The sequence below is a fragment of the Candidatus Uabimicrobium amorphum genome, assembly GCF_009002475.1.
In the GTDB taxonomy this organism is placed as follows: Bacteria; Planctomycetota; Uabimicrobiia; order Uabimicrobiales; family Uabimicrobiaceae; genus Uabimicrobium; species Uabimicrobium amorphum.
Genome location: NZ_AP019860.1, coordinates 6,471,008 through 6,492,456, shown reverse-complemented (window position 1 = coordinate 6,492,456; position 21,449 = coordinate 6,471,008). Strand labels below are relative to the sequence as shown.

The window sequence follows — 21,449 nt, the reverse complement described above, 5'->3', positions numbered from 1 at the left end:
AACGAGTAGAGAACGCCTGTTCTCTACTCGCGGTTATCATCCTACTAAACCTCTAACACAATCAAATTAAAATCTCACTTGTCTAAGCTACTTTCTACTCTAAGATCCACATCCACCGCGTCTATGTAAGCCACTAAAAACTCTGTGAGTATTTTGCATGAACCGCTGTCGTCTTTGCTGTGCCGCAAAGCGCTGTCTGTTCTGATGCTTTTGCTGACGTAAGCGGTGACGTAGTCTGCGATTTTCGTGTTGTACATTTCGATACATTTGTTGCTGTTGCAAAAATACTTGCCTCTGACTTCCCAAAAATGGTGTAGAAAAACCATTGTCTACTCTGTGATCCTCGGCAAAACCTCCCCTATGCCCTAAGATATTTTCCGCACATGGTATATTGTAGTATGCCTTGCTTGATAGCTGAAGGACCGCTGAAGGAGAATGACATCCCGATCCATAGCGGTTTACCGCTGTGCGTTTGCCATTTTGTACAAGCGCAACTGGTAACCCAGGAGCTTGCACCAATTTCCCATCAAAATTCGTTGCAATAATGGTAGATACATCCCCACAACTTAGACGATCGCGTTGACCTATGGCAGCAGGAGCATGAAGCATATAACTTCCCATAAATTTCGGGGCATGCATGATCGACTGATAGTCGTAGTTGCCCACAGGTTGAGCGTTATGTGTTATTGGTAAATCGTCTAGATGACAAGACTGTTTATGAACGGTAATATATCGATCGCGATCCACACGCTCATGTTCGTGATGTAGTCCCGCTGCATGACCAATTTCATGAAGTACATGCCCTACCGTAAAATGAGTAGATACATCGCAATGTATTTTCTGTTGACCACTTTGCCTACCCACAGGGGTAACACATGAATTTCGTGTCGCAGTAAACACCACCAAATCCCACTGGTTGCAAGCCTTTACGAGTTGCAGTGGCATTTTGTTATTCCACTGTGCAATGGCTTGCTTTACGATTTGACGTTGGTAAGAGCGCCGCGGAAAGCATCGTTCGCTAATGCGGTAAGGGATAACGCCTTTGTCCCAGCGGTAAGAGTCACCGTAAATAGCATTTCCCGCATAAATGTTACTGATCATAAAACAAGCGAATAGTGCGGTGTATTTTGTGATGGATGTGATATTTTTCATTTTGTACTCCTTTGGTAGAAAGTGATTTCGTTTTCTATCAATACGACGTACAAAATGAAAAAATGTATTTTTTGGAAAAAATTACGAGGGCGTTTTGAAATTTGTTAACGAACTTGCTGGTCTTTTTAAGAAAATCGCCATCAAAAATAAAGCGCCGAGAATGATCAATACCATTGTATAAGTTTTGTATGACTTTGCTTTTGTGTCTAAATCATTTTCAGCGATCTTTGACCATAGAGACTTAAATTCAGCCTTATCCATTTTATTCCCCACAATACCATGCCTTTACAATTTTGAATTTTTACTGTTATCACATTTCATAATCAATACTCCTGTTCAACTTTAAAAGAAAGAGCATTGATTTGATATTCATCGTCATTACTGTCTTTTATCAACATAAAATTTAGTTTTTTCTCCACATCGATAGGGAATGGAGTACTCTCTACCATGTTGATCCCTAGTAAACTGGCCTCTACTACAGTCATTGAATTGACAATTGTTATTTTAACTTGGCAATCAACCGTTTGTCCTTTTTTTGGTGCTTTCCGTGGATTTTTAGCTACCAAAGGTTGCGCAACTATATAATTTTTATGTACCTTACCATAAATGACTTCTACACTTGTCGAATCATACATGTAAGCTCCCACCGCATACTTTCCATCACCAATACAGAAATAAGGATCAAAATCTTCGCTGGTGCGTGTAACATTTGCCGTAATGGTAATTACAGTTGTTTTTACCTTTTTAAGTTGCTTTTTCTTAACCAGTGGAACATCGATTAAAATGTAGTTTTTTCCGCTAAAGCTAGGGGCTAGGTCAACTAACTTCACCGATTGATAAAAGAGTCGATAGAATCTAGGGGTAATTTTTACATATTTCTTCTTGAGTAAATCTCTCCCGGTAAAAATTTTCTTGTAAACACTTTTCAACTTTTTAGTGGACGAACTCATATGTAAATTTTTTGGGATGGGTTTCTTTTGGCGAGGTGATGGATCTATTACTGTATGCATTTCTTGATAGCTATTAAGTTTATCTTGTACTTCTTTGATGATGTTTCCTTGGGTACCTCTCGTCTGCGATTTATGGCGATATTTTTGTAAAAATTCCGCTAAATATTTCATTTTGTGTGTTTCTGAAATACCGTTTTTACTTATTTTTCTCGATAACGCGTCGTAATCTCTATTGATTTGACTTTTTTCAAGGTTATTGATATCAAAAATAACTTGCGTATTTTCGATCTCCGAAGTTTTTAATTGGAAAAAAAATTCGCCATCCGTGTGTTTCTCGTCTTCAAATTTTAAACGTCCAAACCTTGGTTGTTGGGATTTTGTTTTGTTGGCAACATCTTTGCGCAAATGAATCGCTAATTGCGAAGCATCGTAGTACTGTAACTTATTATTATGTAGTCGACATAGCAAGAAATAAGCAAACGGAGAATGCCCTTTATCTTTATATTCATCTAAAACTTTCTCTACACTACCGGATGTTAAGACCTGACAACTTTTCTCTCTACTATGTCTTTGAACATAATAATCGGCTTGTTGAATACTGTAATCTTTTTCACGTACAATTCCACTATCGCCGCGTGTCGATGCGAGTGCTCCACTGTAACAACTATCAGAAAGTAACAAAACGTGTTTACATTTTTCTGCGATATCCATAATTAAATCACGAACAACAACGTCTTGAATACATTGCACGCGATAATTTTTTTCTGGATTGGCATTCTGCGGTACCCAAAAAGAATCAGCGGTTTGTTTATCATATGCTCCATGTCCGGCATAAAAAATCAAAACGGAGTCCTGTGGCTGAACATTTTTCTCTAGTTCGCCAAGCGCGTCAAAAATGGCTTCTCGAGTTACATTTTTATCTAAAACACGAATTTCGTTTTTTTCAAACATATATCTTTTCGATAGCATTCTTCTTAACGCCGTAACGTCTTTACGTGGAGTTTTTAAGGCACGCCAATATTTGTAATCACTAATACCTATTAATAAAGCGCGATATTTTCCCGGCATTTTACGGTAAATGTAATAACGCTGATTTTTATCCTGATCTTTACGAATGACTGCGCGAAAAGCTTGCTTAGTACCATCTTCAAAAGTACAAATAAGATGCCACTCTCTTCCCATTTTTCTCGATACCAAACGCTGTACACCATGTACACCGTTTTCCTTTAAGATTTTTTTCCATGTATAATTGGAAATTTTACCTGGTTTAGGACCTTTAAAAAGAGCCTGACCTTGACAAACGGAAAACTGCAAAAAAGCTATACATATCAGTAATCTAATACTGTTCATTTATCTACCCCTCTTCGTCTCTTACCGATTGATATTTTTGGTGCCTATTGAAACATTGTTGTATCGCTGCTTCGGCGCTTTTATCTTGAGGATTATTTTTCCATGCTCTGAGATAAAAAATTGTGGCCTTGTACATTGCTGTGCTATTGATTCTAAACTCACCTATCTTTTTGCCTTCAGCCATAAATTTTTGGTATTTTCCAAGGTTTTGATATTGAGACCGTAGTTCTTCTTCCCACTGTTCATTGGTTTTTACAAGAGAAACATCCTTGTTTTTAATATGTTGATCGAGATCGGAAATGTCATCTAGAACCAGTGCCGCCCCACACTTATGTGAGCACATGATGGCATATTCGGTTTCGTATCTTTCCGATTCAGGTATATCAGTATAAGAATGAACATTGGTTCTTACATCGACAGTAAAATCAGACTTTAGACATGTGGGACATTTTAATAACTTCAACCTTTCATTTACCCAGTTTTTTGTGACTTCATTTTGAAAATGAAGTCGTAGACCGAAATCGTAGTCAGAATCGAAATGAAAGCCTAAATATTCCTTATAGACGACTTTAAGACCACGAGAAGAGGGAAAGTACTCTGTTAAATAAGCATCTTTTTTAAGATCAGCAAATCCAGTTCTGAATTCCTCAAAAAAAAGGTACACACATCCGACGAAAAGAAACAAAGCAATAATTCCGATAAAATCTGGGAAGCGGTACACAACTCCCAACCAAAATACAATGACAAATATGCAGCCGGCTAGAAAATATAGTGCTAGATTTTTTAAATATTTAGCTAGATGGTGTTTCCAAACTTGTTTTTTTTGGCACTCTAAGCATAGATCTTTTGCAATTTCTTCTTGTAAGGAAATTTCCTTGGTACAGATAACGCAGATGTTTTGAAGGGAAGGTTGTAGTTGCATTTTCTCTATCGATTCTAACTTAATTTTTTCCTGCATTTTGTACTCCATCATACAAAAATTGAAATATCTCATTCTGACGCTTTTGGTTGCCATAAAACCACAGAGCAGGAGTTTCAGTAATTAGCTAAAGATTAGAATTAACAGAAGAAAGAAGAAAGGAGAGTGATGCAACTGTTTTAATTTAATATAATTAGGGGAATTCAAAATTCAAAAATTCAAAAATTAGTTTCCTTTTTAAGGATATAAAAATGGAAACAGGAATTCCCCTGATAGATAGAGTACAAGAAATATATCCGTGGTACAAGAGTGAAGAGTATAAAAAATTGGAAGAAAGATATGGTACGAGAGTAAAAGAAACTCTAAATGAACTGATACTTTATCCAATATTTCAATTTGATAGTATTAATGATATTTCACAAACGTTACAAAAGAACAAAAACAAATATTATGATCTTTTGAAAGACAAAGATGTCGATTGGTGGCAACTAATCAAAGAAATAAGCTTTGGGCTATTAGTAACGTTCTTAAAAAAATACAGAAGCAAAAAAGAGAAATCGTCAAAGAGTCGTTGGAAAATAAGACTAATTTTAGACAGCACGATAATAAAACGCTGGGGAAGAAAAATGGCATATACATTTAACGTGTACAATCCAACAGATAGGTGCTACATGCATGCGCAAAAATTGTTATTTTTTGCTGTATGCGTAGGAAAAGATAAATTCATTTTTCCTTTAGCCCCCACTTTTATTACATCGAAACAGCACCCTAATCATGTAAGTCCAAAAGTGCAAATAAAACAGATGCTTTTAGAATTAAATAATTATGTACATGCCAACGGTCTTACTCTTGATGGGGTGCGCATGGTTACCGACTCGGAATACTCCATCATTGAAGTTATGAAACTAGCAAAGCAACTTGGTCTTGAATTCTATGGAGCATTAAAGTCTTCGTGGGTTGTTAATATCGATTCTGTTGATACTCATGTTTTAGAACTTAAGAATGGTTGTATTCCTAAGCCTCCGAAGCATAGTCATTCGATCGGTTTGTACTATCGTTTAAATGCATCGCATAACATTCTCGGCGATATTGCTCTGTTAATTAAACCCTACTTTTGCCCATTTACTCGTCGGCTTAAATATTCTGTTTTTCTCTCTTCTAACCCCAATGTTAACTCTAATGTTATACATCAAGAGCATTCTGTTAGATGGAAGATCGAAAACATGTTTCGCGACTTTAAGCATGTTCTTGCCATTGCTTCTTATCATGGAACTTATCATGTCGCACAAAATGCTTCTTTTGCCATCAGTTCTTTACGTTTTATTTTTGCTCGTCTTTCTTTGAAAGTTGCTGCTCTTTCTCCTTCTTTGCGTTGGAATATCAAAAATACTAAATTTACTCTTACTAAACTTTCTCGTTATATTCGAGATCATTATTTTCTTGATTCTAAATCATTTAAATTAAAACGGTTGCAGTACTCTCCCCTTTCTTCTGTTAGGTAACTCCTACTTATCCGACTACTACGGAAACTTCTGCAGAGGTCACAGAGAAAAATGATAAAAAACAATAGAAACATTTTCTTTACAACATTATGAGCTGCATCAATTAAAGAATATTTCCTTTACTGTGTCATCCTGCTGAAGCTGGCTTCAGTTTTATTGGGACGGAACTTTCCACAAGGTGTCATTCCTGCGAACGCAGGAATCCAGCAATGCAAAGTTGACTTGAAAACGCCTGAATCCCTTATCAAATAAGGGATGACACCCTGAGGGAGCTTTCTAGTTCCAGGGAACACTAGGTGTATATTTTCACTAAATTTGGCGCGTTTAGCTAATTGATGGCACACCCTAAATAAACTCAAATATTAAATTAACCTACAGTTCTTTGTAGTTTTTTTGAAAAAAATTTCTCTGTGACCTCTGTGGTTTTATTTTTTCTTTATACAACACGTCCATTAGAGTGAAATGTCTATTTAAAACTGGGGAACAATTTTAGTTCGTAGTCAGTTTATTTTTTTTGGGTAAAAAAAATCGATAAATCCAAACAATATACACCACCCCGAGCAAGAAGGGAAAAATTCCCATTTTATGTTCCAGAGACAGATTGATAAACGTAAATATTACAATGGGATACACTAATATTACAACAAATAAATGCGCCCTTTTTGTTAGATAAATGGATCTCTTTACTTCATCCGTCGATTTTTTGGGGATGATCGTTATCAAAGGTACAATTGCGAGAAAAATAACTATGGTAGTAAATACCACATTTCTGTATTGCAATTCTGCGGGCAACTGGAAGAGTAGGGCAAACGAAAACATCAGATATAATATTGCCTTAATCGATTGTTTTAATTTTTTTACACGCCTTTTTTGTTCTTTTTCTAGCAGCCATTTTTCCTTTATTGTCTCGAGTTCATTGACAACATAGTCACGGCCAACTTCATCTTCACTCATTTTTATAAAATCCATTTGGAAGGCGACGCGTTGTAAATCTCCATTTTTTAGAGCAAACTTCGCATGATCCAAACGACTTTTTAGTTCATAGCGCCTAGCTGTTAGGTTCTTATCCCATAATTCTCGTGCTTGCTCAAAACCAAAAGTTGCTTTGATAAAATTTTCATATAGCAATGGCGTTTGAACTCTTTTTTCTATTTCATCCAGATTATTCCACTCTTTTATCCAATTTTGATTTTCGACCAAAAGTTTTTGTGCTTTATCGGAGATCGCGATACTTTCTTGATGGTTTAGAAAATCGGCAATGGCATTTTTAAAATCGAAAACACTGCGATAACGCTCTTGAATTTCTTTGGACATCGCTTTGTGACACACTTGTTGCAATTCCGCCGGAATACTCGCCGAGAAAAAAGAAACGGGTCTGCTCTTTTTGGCGTTTAGTAGAACTAACCACAAACTTTTCCCCGTATGCGGTGGTTTGCGACGTAATATTTCACACAAAATTCCACCAAGAAGATAGACATCTGTGGCATACGATATGTCTTTGCCGCGCCCTTCGGCTAGTTCAGGGGACATGTAACACGGAGTTCCCAAAGGAGTCGTAATTTCATTTTTATGCACGGTGCGCTTTTGGTCAGGATTTTCTCTCACATCAACGGCAATTCCCCAATCCATCACCAAAACTTCACCAAAATCTCCGATCATGATATTGTCCGGCTTTAGATCGCAATGAACAATTCCTTTGCTGTGAGAATATTCTATCGCATTACATACATTTATTAGTATTTGTAGGTGCTTTACTAAATCGTACTCTTTGGCTTTGTCTTTGTGTTCCGGCGTTTTTGGATAAAGAAGATCTTTCCATGAAGTACCCCTAACAAGCTTCATCGCTAAAAGAACTTCATTACGCTGATCGTGATCTATTTCGTGTACAGGAACAATGTTGGGGTGCTCGAGGTACGCGGTGACCAAAGATTCGGCGAGAAATTTACCTCGATCCGCATCTGGCAACGTCTTTTTTATGGCGATTTCACGTTTTAATTTTGTCTGTTCCGCTTTATAAATAATACCCATACCACCGCGGTTGATTTCTTGGTAGTTCTGGTAGTCTTGCGTGGCATTAAATTCTACTTGGACTTGTGATTCATTTTTCCCTGCCGTGGTTTCTGTCGCAGAAAAAGTCACTTTTTTTTCTATATCTTCGGAATTTAGCGTTGCATTTTCGGAAAACGTCTCGCGGGGAGAATCTTTGTCCTGCGAAGAAACCGTGGAATCCCCAGAAAATGTGTTGTCATATGTATCAGGAGTTGCTGACGATGGGCTATTCGGGGACAGTGTACCATCCCCCGAAAAGGTTTGTTGTTGCGGAGATGCGGTAATATCGTGAGAAAATGTCATTTCTTCGGATTTGTAATTATTCTTTGTAGAGCCTTTGTGTAAACTATCTTGCTCGAGGATTTTTGACCATAACGAGCGGAAAGTATCATTATCCATAATCGCTTCCCGATTTAAATTGAGGTTTTCAAAAAAAGTTATGCCCTTTCGCCACATCGGTTTTACTTTTGTTTACTTTTTTATTTCTGTGGTTTCAAGGGCACATGTGAAGCTTCGCCACCAACCTATTTACTCAAGAGAGAAATATCCAATTCAAAAAAGAATTCGCCATCATTTTCTGCAATTCCCTTTAGTCGACCGAATTGTGGGCTTTGTTTGCTGGCTTGTATCACGTCTTTTCTAAGCTCCAAAGCCAACTGTGAAGCGTCGTAGTGACGTAGTTTATTTGCGCGTAGTCTCTTTAGTAGGAAAAATGCAAACGGTGAGTGCCCGCTATTGTTGTAATTATCGCTCACTTGTTGTACGTTTCCCGATGTCAAGATTTGACAGCTTTTTTTGCGGTCATTTTCAACCACATATTGATCGATACGTAACTGCGCTTCTGATTCTTTTCCCAAAACTTGACGCGCTATTCCACCACCTCCGGCGCGTGTGGCACGAATCAGTTGTCCGCTATAACAACTGTCCGACAATAAAAGTAAATGTTTGCAATTTTGTGCGATTTCCGAGAGAAGATCGCGAATGATAATGTCTTGAACACATTCCACGCGATAACTAGCATCTTGTGTAACGTCCTGTGGGACCCAATAAGAATTATCACCATTTTTTTCATATGCCCCATGCCCGGCATAATAAATTAAAACTGAGTCATCGATGTTGACGGTATTTTTCAGCTTTTCTAGGCTTTTGATAATTGCTTTTTGCGTCACCGTGTATTTTTGCGGATCGCTGTCTGTCAACACGTCAATTTGTGTGAAGTTATATTTCTCTTCTAGAACCTTTTTAAGCTCCGCTACATCTTTTTGCGGAGTTTTGAGTTTATTCCAGTATTTATAATTGTTAATCGCAATCAGCAAGGCGCGATGTTCTCCCGGGACTTTGCGATATACATGGAAATGTCCGTTTTTACGCTGTACGGCATGGAATGCAATTTTGCTTTTGTCACTTAGGGTACAAATGAGTAGCTTCTCTTTTTTGGTTAAATTCACTACCTTGAATTTTTCGATGCCGCTAATGCCTTTTTCGGTAAGGACTTTTTTCCAATCTTCATTTGACATTTTCTCCGCGGTTGGTTGGCTAAAGAGAGTTTGTCCTCTTAGATGCGAAAGTATCGTTTTTTGAGGAATCCCAACACCTGCAGTGCTAGGGTATAGCAAATAACTCATATAACCAACCAATAAAATTGAACCAACAGCGATAAAGGCACGTGCGCGACCAGAAAATCGAGATAAATAGCTTGTATTTTCTTCTGTTGCTTGCGATATAGAATTTACCGTCTCTGATTTTGTATCAGGTGCCGGTTTCTGTGGTGTTTTTTTCACTGGTTTTGGTTTGGGGGCCACGGGAGGAACGCCCAAAGTGTCCCACCACGGTGTCACAAAAGCGTGTTCACTCAGTTGCGCTAAAAACTCCGCAACTTTTTGTCGTCCGACAAGATATTTGATGACATTTGTGTAGTACATTTTGGCATTGGGTGAATCGCTAATCGCGCCTTCGTTGATATCTATTCCCATTAACGCATTTTTTACTTCATCTTTCTCGACAAAATTGTCACTAAGGTCTTGGACCAATTGATGAATTTGTTTTGGAGATAATCTTTGTTCTGTCATAATTTACACTCTTAAATATTTGGTTTTTGTTGTAGTAAATCGCTAGTCCTAACTTTCGAATCATTGATAAGGTATGCTCTATGAAACCAGCTTTTCATTTATTTGTGTGACAATAGGTTATATAACTTTATTCATACAAAGCAGCAACTCTATTTTTGATCCTCGGCTCTTATCACTCCAAAACTAAAACGCGAATTTTGATTCGAAAAAGAGTAACCTTCACCAATGGGTTCGGCTTTACCGTCACCGCAGACACTACCAGACAACCACAGTGTATTATTGACATTGAGTATTTCGTTGCTTCCTTTTTCCATCGCGCAAAAACTAGCGTCTTCCCACTTTAGTGCGGCTTTCCCTACGAGTAATAAATACGAATGATGTGGGGTGTTGTTTTTACGACGAATAAACACACTAGGTTCACAGCGACAGCTACCAATTTCACCAATGGTATCTGCTGGTGAGTTATCGATAACGGATATTTCGAGATGGATCACATTGGCAACAACAGCCGTACTGAGTGCTGGTAGCTTTACCGCTTCGTTGGCAATAAGCTGTCTTCCATCGAGAGTAGTGCCCACTGTGCTCCCCAGGTCTTGAATATAAGCACTGCCATTTTGAACAAAGATTTTAAAATGCTTACCAGAGATCTGACGTATTCCATCTTCGTTGCCTTTTGCTGGCAGAGGTCTCAGACATATATCTTGTTGTTCCTTTTCTATCGAGTTGCGACCGATTTGTAAGGAATCTTTTGCATAGACAAACAAGCGATGTTGTACACCCTCAACTTCACACACTAGCTTGGTACTTTGCAATGGAGAAGCGGTGGACGTAGGCGTTAAAACATTTTGCGTTACGATAGTTCCCGTACCGCTGTAAGTGGCGTCCGGCGCTTGCTTTTCTACAGATATGGGAATACGTGAAATAGTACCCAATTGACCAATCGCAAATGTACTTTCCGGATCTTCGTGAATAGAAGCCAATATTTTTAACGCATCTTTAGGTGAAGCAGGTCTTAATGAACGATCTTTTTCCATAAGATGCCTGATAAAATCTAAAAGCTTCTTGTTAATGGAAACAGACGGTTCAGGAACAGGAGACTTCAAATGCATTTCAACAATATCCAAGGCACTACTTCCCTGGAAAGGTAAATCTCCACATAGACACAAGTAAAAAATCACCCCAACAGAGTAAAGATCGGTGCGAATGTCAATGTCTTTTTCAGCATTGATTTGCTCCGGAGACATGTAGGCCGGAGTCCCCATGATGTTTCCGGTGCGCGTTAGTAAAGTCGCATCGGAAGACACGGAACGCAATAAGCCAAGATCGACAATTTTTGCCATACCATCCGCGCTAAGAAGTATATTAGAAGGTTTTAGATTGCGATGCACCAAATTGTTTTTAGAAATTTCTTCGAGTCCCAGTAATACATCAGAAATAATTGTCACGGCTTGTTTTACAGGTAGTGGTGATGAATCTTTTAACAAGTCTTCCAAAGACTTACCTACGATATACTCCGACGCGATGTATAGATTACCATCTATGTTGCCACTATCAACAGTACGCACAATATGTGGATGATTGAGAAGCATCGCATAATTGGATTCGCGTTGGAATCTTTGCAATAACTCCTCTTTATTACTAAACTTTGATACGATTTCCTTGGTAATTAACTTCAAAGTAACGCGATGACCATTTTCATCATGCGCAAGGTACACATTACCAATGGTTCCTTGACCAACGCGCGAAATGATGCGGTAACTTCCAAATTGCTTGTCTTTTGACGACATTTGCGTTATGCACTCAAGGTACCTCTCAGCAAAAGGAAAACCATCATCTGCAACAGCATTTAGCCACTCTTCCAAGCGATTATGACGACAAAGGTACTTGATGACATTTTGTAAATAAATACTCTCTGTATTTGAACTTTCGATTCTTCCCGTATGAATATCTATTTTTTCAAGGGCAAGCTTCACCTGTTCCGCAGCAAGAAAATTATTTAAACATTCATCTACTAAACTAGAAATTTCTTTGGGGCTAAGGGACATCGATTTTTTCTCCTATGACTATATTTATGTAAAAAAAATAAAATAACAAATATGTAGAAATAATTAAATAACTAGTTAAAATTATTTTTCTGTAAAAAACGGCACTCTCATTCTAACGGGCTTGGTGGTCATCGTCTAAAACAACTAATTTTTGTACTTTTTTGCCATCTCGGACTTGATCCGAAATCCAGTAAAGTAAACCTACTTTTCGGAGCTGGATTCCCATTTTCATGGGAATGACACGTATCGCTATTTGTATAAAATTTTAGACTCTATACACACGACCACCAAACCCGTTAGGTCGGACTTTCAAAAAATATTTTAAAGAGAAAATTATGGATAACGACACATTTCGCTCACTGTGGTCAAAAATTCTTGAACAAGATAGCTCTCATAAATCTAAAGAAAAAACCTTTTCGCATGACATGACTGTACCTCCACAAGAACAAACATTTTCTGGCGATGGAACAGTTCCCCCTGACAGTCCATCGCCAACAGACACATTTTCCGAAGACGCCACTGTCCAACCTGAAGATGCTGTAAAAAAAATGACTCACTCTGTTACAGAAACAACCTCTCCTGACTTGTCAACAGTTCAAGCAAACTTCAACGTTGACCAAGACTATCAAAACTATGAAGAAATTAATCGTGGTGGTATGGGAATTATTTATAAGGCAGAGCAGACAAAACTCCAACGCGAAGTGGCAATAAAAAAACTTATTCCGGGAACCGAGGCAAATAAATTTTTGTCAGAATCTTTAGTCACCGCTCATCTTGAACATCCCAACATAGTACCAGTACACGAGTTAGATCGTAATAAAGACGGAGATATTCTTTTAGCGATGAAACTAGTAAAAGGAGTCTCGTGGAAAGATCTTCTATATCCTCAAACACCAGGACATAAAGAAAAAGCCAAAAAATACGACACCCAAAAGCATTTAGATATACTAATTAACGTATGCAATGCTGTCAGTTATGCGCACAGTAAGGGAATTGTCCACTGTGACTTAAAGCCAGAAAATATCATGATCGGGGACTTTGGCGAAGTTTTGGTCATGGATTGGGGAATTGCGGTAAACATTGACGAAAATCACCATAAAAAACATACTTTACACAAAGATAATATAACGACACCAATGGGTACTCCGTGTTATATGTCTCCCGAGTTGGCAGAGGGACGAGGTAAGAACATATCTTATGCAACAGACGTATATCTTTTGGGAGGAATCTTGTATGAAATTCTACATCGCAAACCACCACACTCAGGTGAAAGTTTATGGCTTGTTTTATTGGCAGCCAAAGAAAGTAAACCGCTAAGTTTGAATGAAGACGTACTACCAATGTTGGGGCAAATTTGCCACAAAGCGATGGCTAAAGAAAGTTGTGACCGCTACCAAAGTGTCGAAGATTTTCAAATAGCACTCAATGAGTATCGACAGCGTCACGAAAGTATATTGTTAGCAACTCAAGCCAATACTTTACTCGATGATACAATGAGTTATGTTGAAACTAATACAAAGTGGGAATTTTGGCAAAAGTTTAAGTTTGTATTTATCCAATTTCCTGGAAAAACTATATCTCCATATTGGTATTTCTCTTCTAAACCCCTACGATGGCTAGGATGTCTGATTATAGCTTTTGTATTATTGCCCACTATTCCTTTCTTGATGCCACTGATGGAAAGTATAGTATCCGCAAATACTTTTTTAATCTTCATCGGAATTATTACTACTCTGACGTTGTCCGCCCCCTTTATTTTCTCAGCGATTCTAATTTCCATATTTTTGAGCTATATCTCTATTTGCCTAAAAATAATACAATGGTTCTCTAGTCTATGGTTACCTGGTTTAAAAAAAGTTCATGTTTTTCCTGAGTCGAAGCTGTCTCCAACCGAAATATATCCAAATTTAGTTCAGGCGATGACACTATACGAACAAGCGATTATTCTTTGGCCAGAAAATAAGAATGCCCAGGAAGACAAAATAAAACTACACACAAAACTAGCAGACCTAGCTTTGGATTTTCAAGATACTAAGCTAGCGTCAGTTCATCTTGAGAAACTTAAAGGTAGTGACAGCAAAGATGTGCAAGAACTACATCGCAAACTATATTACTCTAAAATAGAGGAAAAATGTGTAAAGCATATGCTATGGGTGGCGAAAATGGGAGGTTGCATATTCTTTTACAGTTCCACAGCTTTTGTTGCTATGTTGGCGTCGAACTATCTGGGTATAACCAATTTTGATATTTTAGGTTGGATAAAATCAATATTTTTTGGTCAGTAACGCTTTAGAATGCCCTGTTCAGATTCTCTCAAATTAAATAGTTTGCCATAATACAACAGAAAGGAAAATTGATTATGGACAATGATACATTTCGCTCACTGTGGTCAAAAATTCTGGAACAAGATAGTTCATCGAAGCATTCTGTGCGCAATACATATAAATCGAAGGAAATGACATTTTCTCACGATATTACCGTATTTCCGGCACAACAAACTTTTTCCGGTGATGGAACCATTCACTCTACTCCAGCAACAGATACATTTTCTGAAGACTCTGGGGATGGCAAAATTCTCGCGGATCATCCATCGCCAACAGATACATTTTCTGAAGACTCCACTGTCTCTCCAGAGGAAAGTTTTGCAAGTAACGATGTTCTAGAAGATACTTCTTCTCAAGATGCAACTGTAACCCCTGAAGATTCTGCGGAAAAGGTAACTTTTTCAGCCACCGAAACCACTGCTCCTAAGAGTAGAGCGCGAATTCAAGCTAGCTTTAACACCGAGGAAGATTATCAAAACTACCAGGAAATCAACCGTGGTGGTATGGGTATTATCTACCGTGCAGAACAAACAAAACTCAAGCGCGAAATTGCAATCAAGAAAACGCTACCACAAGTAGAAAAAAACAAGTTTCTTGCCGAATCATTGGTGACGGCATATCTCGATCATCCCAATATCGTTCCCATATATGAGATGGAGCAAAACAACAGTGGCGACATTCTTCTCGCAATGAAACTGGTCAAAGGAATTTCTTGGAAAGACCTACTCTACCCACAAACCTCAGAACACAAAGAAAAAGCCAAAGAATACAATTTGCAAAAACATTTGGAAATCTTAATTAATGTGTGTAATGCCGTAAACTATGCGCATAGTAAAGGAGTAGCGCACTGCGATTTAAAACCCGACAATATCATGATCGGGGATTTTGGTGAGGTATTGGTTATGGACTGGGGGATTGCCGTAGATGTTAGAGAAAATCCCGACGAAAGACGTACTTTCCACAAAAGCGATGTCAAAACGCCGATGGGAACACCTTGCTATATGGCTCCGGAACTAGCGGAAGGACGTGGTAAAGATATCTCGTTTGCGACAGATGTTTATCTTTTAGGCGGCATCTTGTACGAAATTTTACAGCGCAAACCACCACACACAGCTAAGAGTCTGTGGCTGGTTTTATTAGCCGCGAAAGAGAGTAAACCTGTTAGCTTTCGCGATAAAACTTCTCTGCAACTACGTCAAATTTGTCACAAAGCAATGGCCAAGAAAATATCTGATCGCTATCAAAATGTTACCGAATTTAAAAAGGCTGTGGAGGATTATTTGCAACATCGCGAAAGTATCATGCTCGCCAATAAAGCGACAGAATTGTTTAACAAGACAAATAGATACATTAATCAGCATGTCAAGTCAGATAAGTATTATAAGTTCAAGTATGTATTTTACGAAGCTCCTGGAAAAATTCTTTTTCCATATTGGTGGTTGAACGCAAGTAAAGTCACAAAGAGAATATTCATAGCCACAATATTGATGTTATTTTTTACACAGCTTCCCAATGCTTTTTCTAACTCTAAATTTGACGTGTGGCATTTAATAGGTTTTACTATTTTTGCTCCTGCTTCATATGCATGCGGACTTGCAGTAATTATAAATTTTATCTCTCTAATCTGTCGAGTCATTTTATGGTTGTCAGGGAAAAAAAATATATATGTGTTTCCCCCTTTGGAGATATCTCCGTACCGAGTGTACACAGACTTGATAAAAGCGATTGGTTTATATGACCAGTCCATTGCGGCCTGGAAAGGTAACGAGGCTGCGAAACAAAACAAATTGAAATTACATGCACGAATAGCGGATTTAGCTTTAGATTTTAAAGATGTTAAATTAGCAAAAGCGCATTTGGAGATACTGAAAAAAGTGAATGCTACTGGTTTAAAAAACATTCGTGAAAAAGCTCGTCAGGCCGAGATAGAGGAGAAAGCAGATTCTTTTGTTGGAATTTTTGGAAAACTTTTTGGAGTAGTCGTGTTTTGGTTACCCATAGTTGTGATTATTACTGTCATAGCACAAAGTATAGCGTTACAAACATTATAAGAAAAGTAACTGAAAAGAGAAAATTATGGATAACGACACATTTCGCTCACTGTGGTCAAAAATTCTGGAACAAGATAGTTCATCAAAGCATTCTGTGCGCAATACATATAAATCGAAGGAAATGACATTTTCTCACGATATTACCGTATTTCCGGCACAACAAACTTTTTCTGACGATGGCACAATCCACGCGGAAAATCCATCGCCAACAGACACATTTTCTCAAGACGTGACAATTCCACCACAGGAATCAACAAGTACATTTTCTGGGGATTCGACTGTTGATTCGTTGGAAGATACAGCGGAGAGTCAAAACGCCAGTGATACATTCTCCGAAGATGCGACAATGGATACCGAGGACCATACAAAAAAAGTAACTTTCTCAGCGACAGAAACAACTGCACCAGCAAATGCACCGCAAACGAAAGTAACTTTCCAAAATGAATTAGACTATCAAAACTACCAGGAAATCAACCGCGGTGGTATGGGAATTATCTACCGTGTAGAACAAACAAAACTCAAACGCGAAATTGCCATCAAGAAAACGCTACCGCAGGTAGAAAAAAACAAGTTTCTTGCCGAATCATTGGTCACCGCGTATCTCGACCATCCCAATATCGTTCCCATATACGAAATGGATCAAAGCAGTGAAGGTGACATTCTTCTCGCCATGAAGTTGGTCAAAGGCATTTCCTGGAAAGACTTACTCTATCCTCAAACCGCGGAAAACAAAGAGAAAGCCAAAGAATACGACCTACAAAAACACCTAGAAATTCTGATCAGCGTGTGCAACGCCGTGAATTACGCTCATAGTAAAGGAATCGTCCATTGCGATTTGAAGCCCGAGAATATCATGATCGGAGACTTTGAGGAAGTATTGGTCATGGACTGGGGAATTGCCGTTGATGTGAGAGAAAACCCTGACGAAAGACGTACTTTTTACAAAATTGACATCAAAACGCCGATGGGAACGCCTTGCTATATGTCTCCCGAATTGGCCGAAGGACGCGGTAAAGACATATCGGTTACCACGGATATTTATCTTCTAGGCGGTATCTTGTATGAAATTTTACATCGTAAACCACCACATACAGGAAAAAGCCTATGGTTGGTTTTACTAGCTGCTAAAGAAAGTAAGCCTGTTTCGTTTGCAGAAAAAATTCCTCTAGATTTACGCCAAATTTGCCATAAAGCAATGGCGAAAAAACCATCGGATCGTTATCAAAGTGTTACTGATTTTAAACAAACAGTAGCCAATTACTTGAAACACCGCGAAAGCATATCCTTGGCCAACAAAGCTACCGAGTTTTACAATAGCGCTGTCAAATACATCAACACTAATAAAAGTCAGGAAAGTGGTTATAAACTCAAATACTTATTTTTTGAACTTCCTGGTAAAGTTCTGTTCCCATATTGGTACTTTTATGCCAGTAAGATTCTAAAATTTGTTGTTGGAATGGCAGCTGCAGTGTTGATGTGGGTTGCTTCTTTAAATAGTAACGTCCCTATTTCAGGAATTCCGTTTTTGATTATAGCTGCCATCATTGCGAATATTGTCTTTTTGATTGTTCAAACAACATTGTGGTTGTCAGGAAAAGAAAATGTTTATGTATTTCCACAATCAAAGCTATCACCCTCTCTGGTATATACGAATTTAATTAGGGCGATGAGCCTATATGAACAAGCGATCAATACATGGCAAGACAACAAATCTGCACAAAAAAACAAGATCAAATTGCACGCTCAAATTGCAAATATCGCTCTGGACTTCAAGGATATAAAACTAGCTAAAGTGCATATTGAAGAAATCCAAAAATTTGACTTAGCAAGCATAAAAAAATTACACCAAAAATTTCACCAAGCCAAAATCGAAGGAATCAGGGAACGTTCGGCTGTTAACATCTACAAGATCATCAGTTCGGTACTTTTTTATGGAATACTACTCGCGTTATTATCTCATTTTATTTTATCTTATGTAATCGCACAATAAAATTGCTCGTTTTTGAAAAACAGAAAACTATTTTCGGCCACAAATAAAGTCACAACTGATACTAATAACCACAGGAACTAAAATGGATGATGCTAAATTTCGCTCGTTATGGGCAAAAGTTGTCGAACAAGATAACGCACAAGAACATTCAATACGCAACACCTATAAAGAAGAAGTGACATTTTCTCATGACATAACGCAACTTCCTCAACAACAGACATTTTCTGAAAATGCAACCGTCAGCATGGAAGACAACATCGAAAAAGTTACTTTCTCTGCTATTGAGACAGCAGCACCTAAAAACGTATCGAAAACACAACCCGACCTTGATACCAAACACGACTACAAAAACTACCAGGAAATCAACCGTGGTGGTATGGGAATTATCTATCGGGCAGAACAAACAAAACTCAAACGCGAAATTGCTATTAAGAAAACCTTACCGCAAGTAGAAAAAAGTAAGTTTCTCGCCGAATCATTGGTCACCGCGTATCTTGACCATCCCAACATTATACCGATACATGAAATTGATCAAAACGACGAAGGCGATATTCTTCTCGCGATGAAATTGGTCAAAGGCATTTCGTGGAAAGATTTACTTTATCCTCGAACAGTAGAGCACCAAGAAAAAGCCAAGGAGTACAACGCCCAAAAACACCTAGAAGTTCTCGTCAGCGTTTGTAATGCAATGAAATACGCACACAGCAAGGGAATAGTCCACTGTGATTTGAAACCGGAAAACATTATGATCGGAGACTTTGGCGAGGTACTGGTGATGGATTGGGGAATTGCGGTAGATGTTCGAGAAAATCCCGATGAAAGGCGTACCTTCTACAAAAATGATATTACAACACCGATGGGTACACCTTGCTATATGTCGCCAGAATTAGCGGAAGGACGTGGTAAAGACATATCCTTTGCGACAGACGTGTATCTTTTAGGCGCTATTTTATATGAAATTCTGCATCGCAAACCACCGCACGCAGGAGAAAGCTTATGGCAAGTCTTGTTGGCCGCGAGAAACAGTGAACTTCATTGTGAAAGTACTACTCCCGCAGAGCTACAACAAATATTTAGAAAAGCGATGGCTAGAGAAATTTCGAACCGTTACCAAGATGCCGATTTGTTTTGTCAAGATCTACAAAATTATTTGCAGCATCAAGAAAGTATATTTCTCACAGAAACGGCCGTAAAAGAACTACTTTCATCGCAAAAGCAACAAAATAAAGAGCAAGTTTATGAAAGTTTGATGACCGCGATCGTTCGTTTTTCTAGAGCGCTCGAAATTTGGGAAAACAACAGCCGGGCTTTTAGCGGAATGGTTCAAGCACGACTAGCTTACGCACAAATTGCGCTAAATAATAACGATTTTGGGATTGTCAGTTCACAACTCGAAAAAATCGAACAGTTAGATCGGCAAAAGCATTTGCGAAAATTTGGTTACGTAACGAAAGACAAGCTTTCACAACTACAATTTTTGCAAAAGAAGCTACAATTTGAACAAAAAAAACAGAAAAATCTATTGCGCATGCATCGTTGGCTAAATACCGCTTTTTTTATTTTTTTCGCCCTGGCTTTTCTAGCTGCGCAAAATGTAAAAGTGCAAATATTACCTGTGATTCTTTTTGCAGGATATGCGCTAGTTACAAGAGGAAACAATGCCGCTTTTTTTGTGATCGGATACCCAGTATTTGCATTGCTTAGCATTTGCAATTTTATGATGCTTCTTTTCCTTACCCAATTTGAAGTAGATATGTGGAAAGTATTGGTCCTCATTGGCGCAATTGTTTTCTATTGTATATGGAAATTGCGAAATACCAACAACAAAAACGGCGTTCGTTTGCAAACATACTTTGATTTTTCTGGCATTCACCGTGACGCCGATGACCAAATAGATTTTAAGAATACAGTGGAAATGTTGATAATAAATTTGGCAGATGACGATACGGACAAACGCATCAACACACGCAACAAACTACAAGAGATCGGTTATCCGGCAATTGAATTTCTCCTTGAAGCAGCGAAAAATCACGAAAATTGGCTGGTACGTTTAAATTGCCTAAAAACAATTGCGCAAATCGCACCAGGAGATGTGGCGCTGCGAAATTCCCTTCGCGAATTGTATGATTTAGAACAAGACGAAGATGTAAAAAAGCAATTGCAAAGTATGCTGTAGGCCTAGAAGGTTAGACTTTCTGATAAATGTTGGTAAGGCTTATGGCTCGGAAGTTAGGGGGAAAGGAAGTTATCATTTTTTATATGTGCACTTTGATTGTGGCTATGATCATTGGCAGCCACAATCAAACCCTGCGTAGTACAGTTGCACACCAAGTTTGGCCTATCCACCATCGCGATTGTAAATCAATGGTGGCTCATGCAGGTTATCGGATGCGAAAAGCGACATATGGCTGATGGTGATTGGGCAGAGGTATTCTTTTTGTCACGCGGGCGGTATACACTTGAACTGTCCACGTCCACCATCCCCATCTTTTGTTGATCCATCGTTTTACTTTTCTGGTTCTTGGCTCATCATACACAACTCTTTTCCATCTTCGGTAGGTTGCGATACCAGCCTTCACCTCGATGCGTCCTATTCTCATTTTCGCACCTCTGCTTTTAAAAGATCTGATGATCAAATCTTTTAACGCTCTTTTACCTACACCTCTTAGGTTCCGCGCAAAATGATCGATATTTCTATCCAAGTAATTGCTGAAGTAAACCCAAGGATTTCCAGAATACGCGGATAAACCGAATTTGATGTATTCTTTCTCATCGATCGTCACTCCCCAAACGACGTCCCAACCACCGCGTTTGATATTTCTTTGGACTTCACCTTTGCTACTCCCTGCAAAAACAAAACTCGAGAGAACTGTCATCGTCAAAATAGTTAAGCACTTTTTCATCACGAAACTCCTAATTGAAAGTATGAATTTGTTTTTCTTTACTCATCAATACGACGGAGTCTCCGTGATAAAAAAATTTTTTTAGTCTCGTTGTATAAAAAACGATGTATTCACTATATAATAACTAGTGAAAAATAATTATGCA

The 21,449-nt window shown here is 38.4% G+C and carries 13 protein-coding genes; 5 read left to right on the top strand and 8 right to left on the bottom strand.

Going from position 1 to position 21,449, the window contains the following annotated elements:
- Positions 1–99 precede the first annotated feature (99 nt).
- From UABAM_RS23055 to UABAM_RS23040, 4 genes are all read right to left on the bottom strand, one after another.
- Positions 100–1,152 carry a M12 family metallopeptidase gene (locus tag UABAM_RS23055; protein WP_151970352.1) on the bottom strand — a complete coding sequence of 351 codons (1,053 nt, stop codon included), beginning with the start codon at positions 1,150–1,152 and terminating at the stop codon, positions 100–102.
- 81 nt (positions 1,153–1,233) lie between these two features.
- Positions 1,234–1,413: a hypothetical protein gene (locus tag UABAM_RS23050; protein ID WP_151970351.1), complete on the bottom strand. Its 180-nt coding sequence runs from the start codon at positions 1,411–1,413 to the stop codon at positions 1,234–1,236.
- Between the two features lie 62 nt (positions 1,414–1,475).
- Positions 1,476–3,452 (bottom strand): caspase family protein, encoded by a 1,977-nt coding sequence (locus UABAM_RS23045; RefSeq protein WP_151970350.1) that lies wholly within the window; start codon positions 3,450–3,452, stop codon positions 1,476–1,478.
- A gap of 4 nt (positions 3,453–3,456) precedes the next feature.
- Complete coding sequence (locus UABAM_RS23040; RefSeq protein WP_151970349.1) at positions 3,457–4,410, bottom strand: hypothetical protein; 954 nt, start codon at positions 4,408–4,410, stop codon at positions 3,457–3,459.
- A 212-nt stretch (positions 4,411–4,622) separates the two neighbouring features.
- On the opposite strand from UABAM_RS23040, the gene UABAM_RS23035 reads away from it, so the two are divergent.
- Positions 4,623–5,873, top strand: coding sequence for a hypothetical protein (locus tag UABAM_RS23035; protein ID WP_151966752.1), 1,251 nt, complete (start codon positions 4,623–4,625; stop codon positions 5,871–5,873).
- 489 nt (positions 5,874–6,362) lie between these two features.
- Here the strand turns inward: UABAM_RS23035 and UABAM_RS23030 are convergent, their stop codons facing one another.
- The 3 genes from UABAM_RS23030 to UABAM_RS23020 form a co-directional block, all read right to left on the bottom strand.
- The gene (locus tag UABAM_RS23030) at positions 6,363–8,321 is read right to left on the bottom strand and encodes a serine/threonine-protein kinase (protein ID WP_173013514.1); all 1,959 of its coding nucleotides are present in this window, start codon (positions 8,319–8,321) and stop codon (positions 6,363–6,365) included.
- 125 nt (positions 8,322–8,446) lie between these two features.
- Complete coding sequence (locus UABAM_RS23025) at positions 8,447–9,991, bottom strand: caspase family protein (RefSeq protein WP_151970347.1); 1,545 nt, start codon at positions 9,989–9,991, stop codon at positions 8,447–8,449.
- A gap of 149 nt (positions 9,992–10,140) precedes the next feature.
- On the bottom strand, positions 10,141–12,036 hold the full coding sequence (locus UABAM_RS23020) for an FHA domain-containing serine/threonine-protein kinase (RefSeq protein WP_151970346.1): 1,896 nt from the start codon (positions 12,034–12,036) through the stop codon (positions 10,141–10,143).
- 335 nt (positions 12,037–12,371) lie between these two features.
- On the opposite strand from UABAM_RS23020, the gene UABAM_RS23015 reads away from it, so the two are divergent.
- From UABAM_RS23015 to UABAM_RS23000, 4 genes are all read left to right on the top strand, one after another.
- Positions 12,372–14,321 carry a serine/threonine-protein kinase gene (locus UABAM_RS23015; RefSeq protein WP_151970345.1) on the top strand — a complete coding sequence of 650 codons (1,950 nt, stop codon included), beginning with the start codon at positions 12,372–12,374 and terminating at the stop codon, positions 14,319–14,321.
- 74 nt (positions 14,322–14,395) lie between these two features.
- Positions 14,396–16,411, top strand: a complete 2,016-nt coding sequence (locus tag UABAM_RS23010; protein ID WP_151970344.1) for a serine/threonine-protein kinase — start codon at positions 14,396–14,398, stop codon at positions 16,409–16,411.
- 25 nt (positions 16,412–16,436) lie between these two features.
- Positions 16,437–18,401 (top strand): serine/threonine-protein kinase, encoded by a 1,965-nt coding sequence (locus tag UABAM_RS23005; protein ID WP_151970343.1) that lies wholly within the window; start codon positions 16,437–16,439, stop codon positions 18,399–18,401.
- Positions 18,402–18,483: 82 nt separating this feature from the next.
- Positions 18,484–20,577 carry a protein kinase domain-containing protein gene (locus UABAM_RS23000; RefSeq protein WP_151970342.1) on the top strand — a complete coding sequence of 698 codons (2,094 nt, stop codon included), beginning with the start codon at positions 18,484–18,486 and terminating at the stop codon, positions 20,575–20,577.
- A 205-nt stretch (positions 20,578–20,782) separates the two neighbouring features.
- On the opposite strand, the gene UABAM_RS22995 is transcribed toward UABAM_RS23000, so the two are convergent.
- Positions 20,783–21,304, bottom strand: a complete 522-nt coding sequence (locus UABAM_RS22995; protein WP_151970341.1) for a hypothetical protein — start codon at positions 21,302–21,304, stop codon at positions 20,783–20,785.
- Positions 21,305–21,449: the final 145 nt, after the last annotated feature.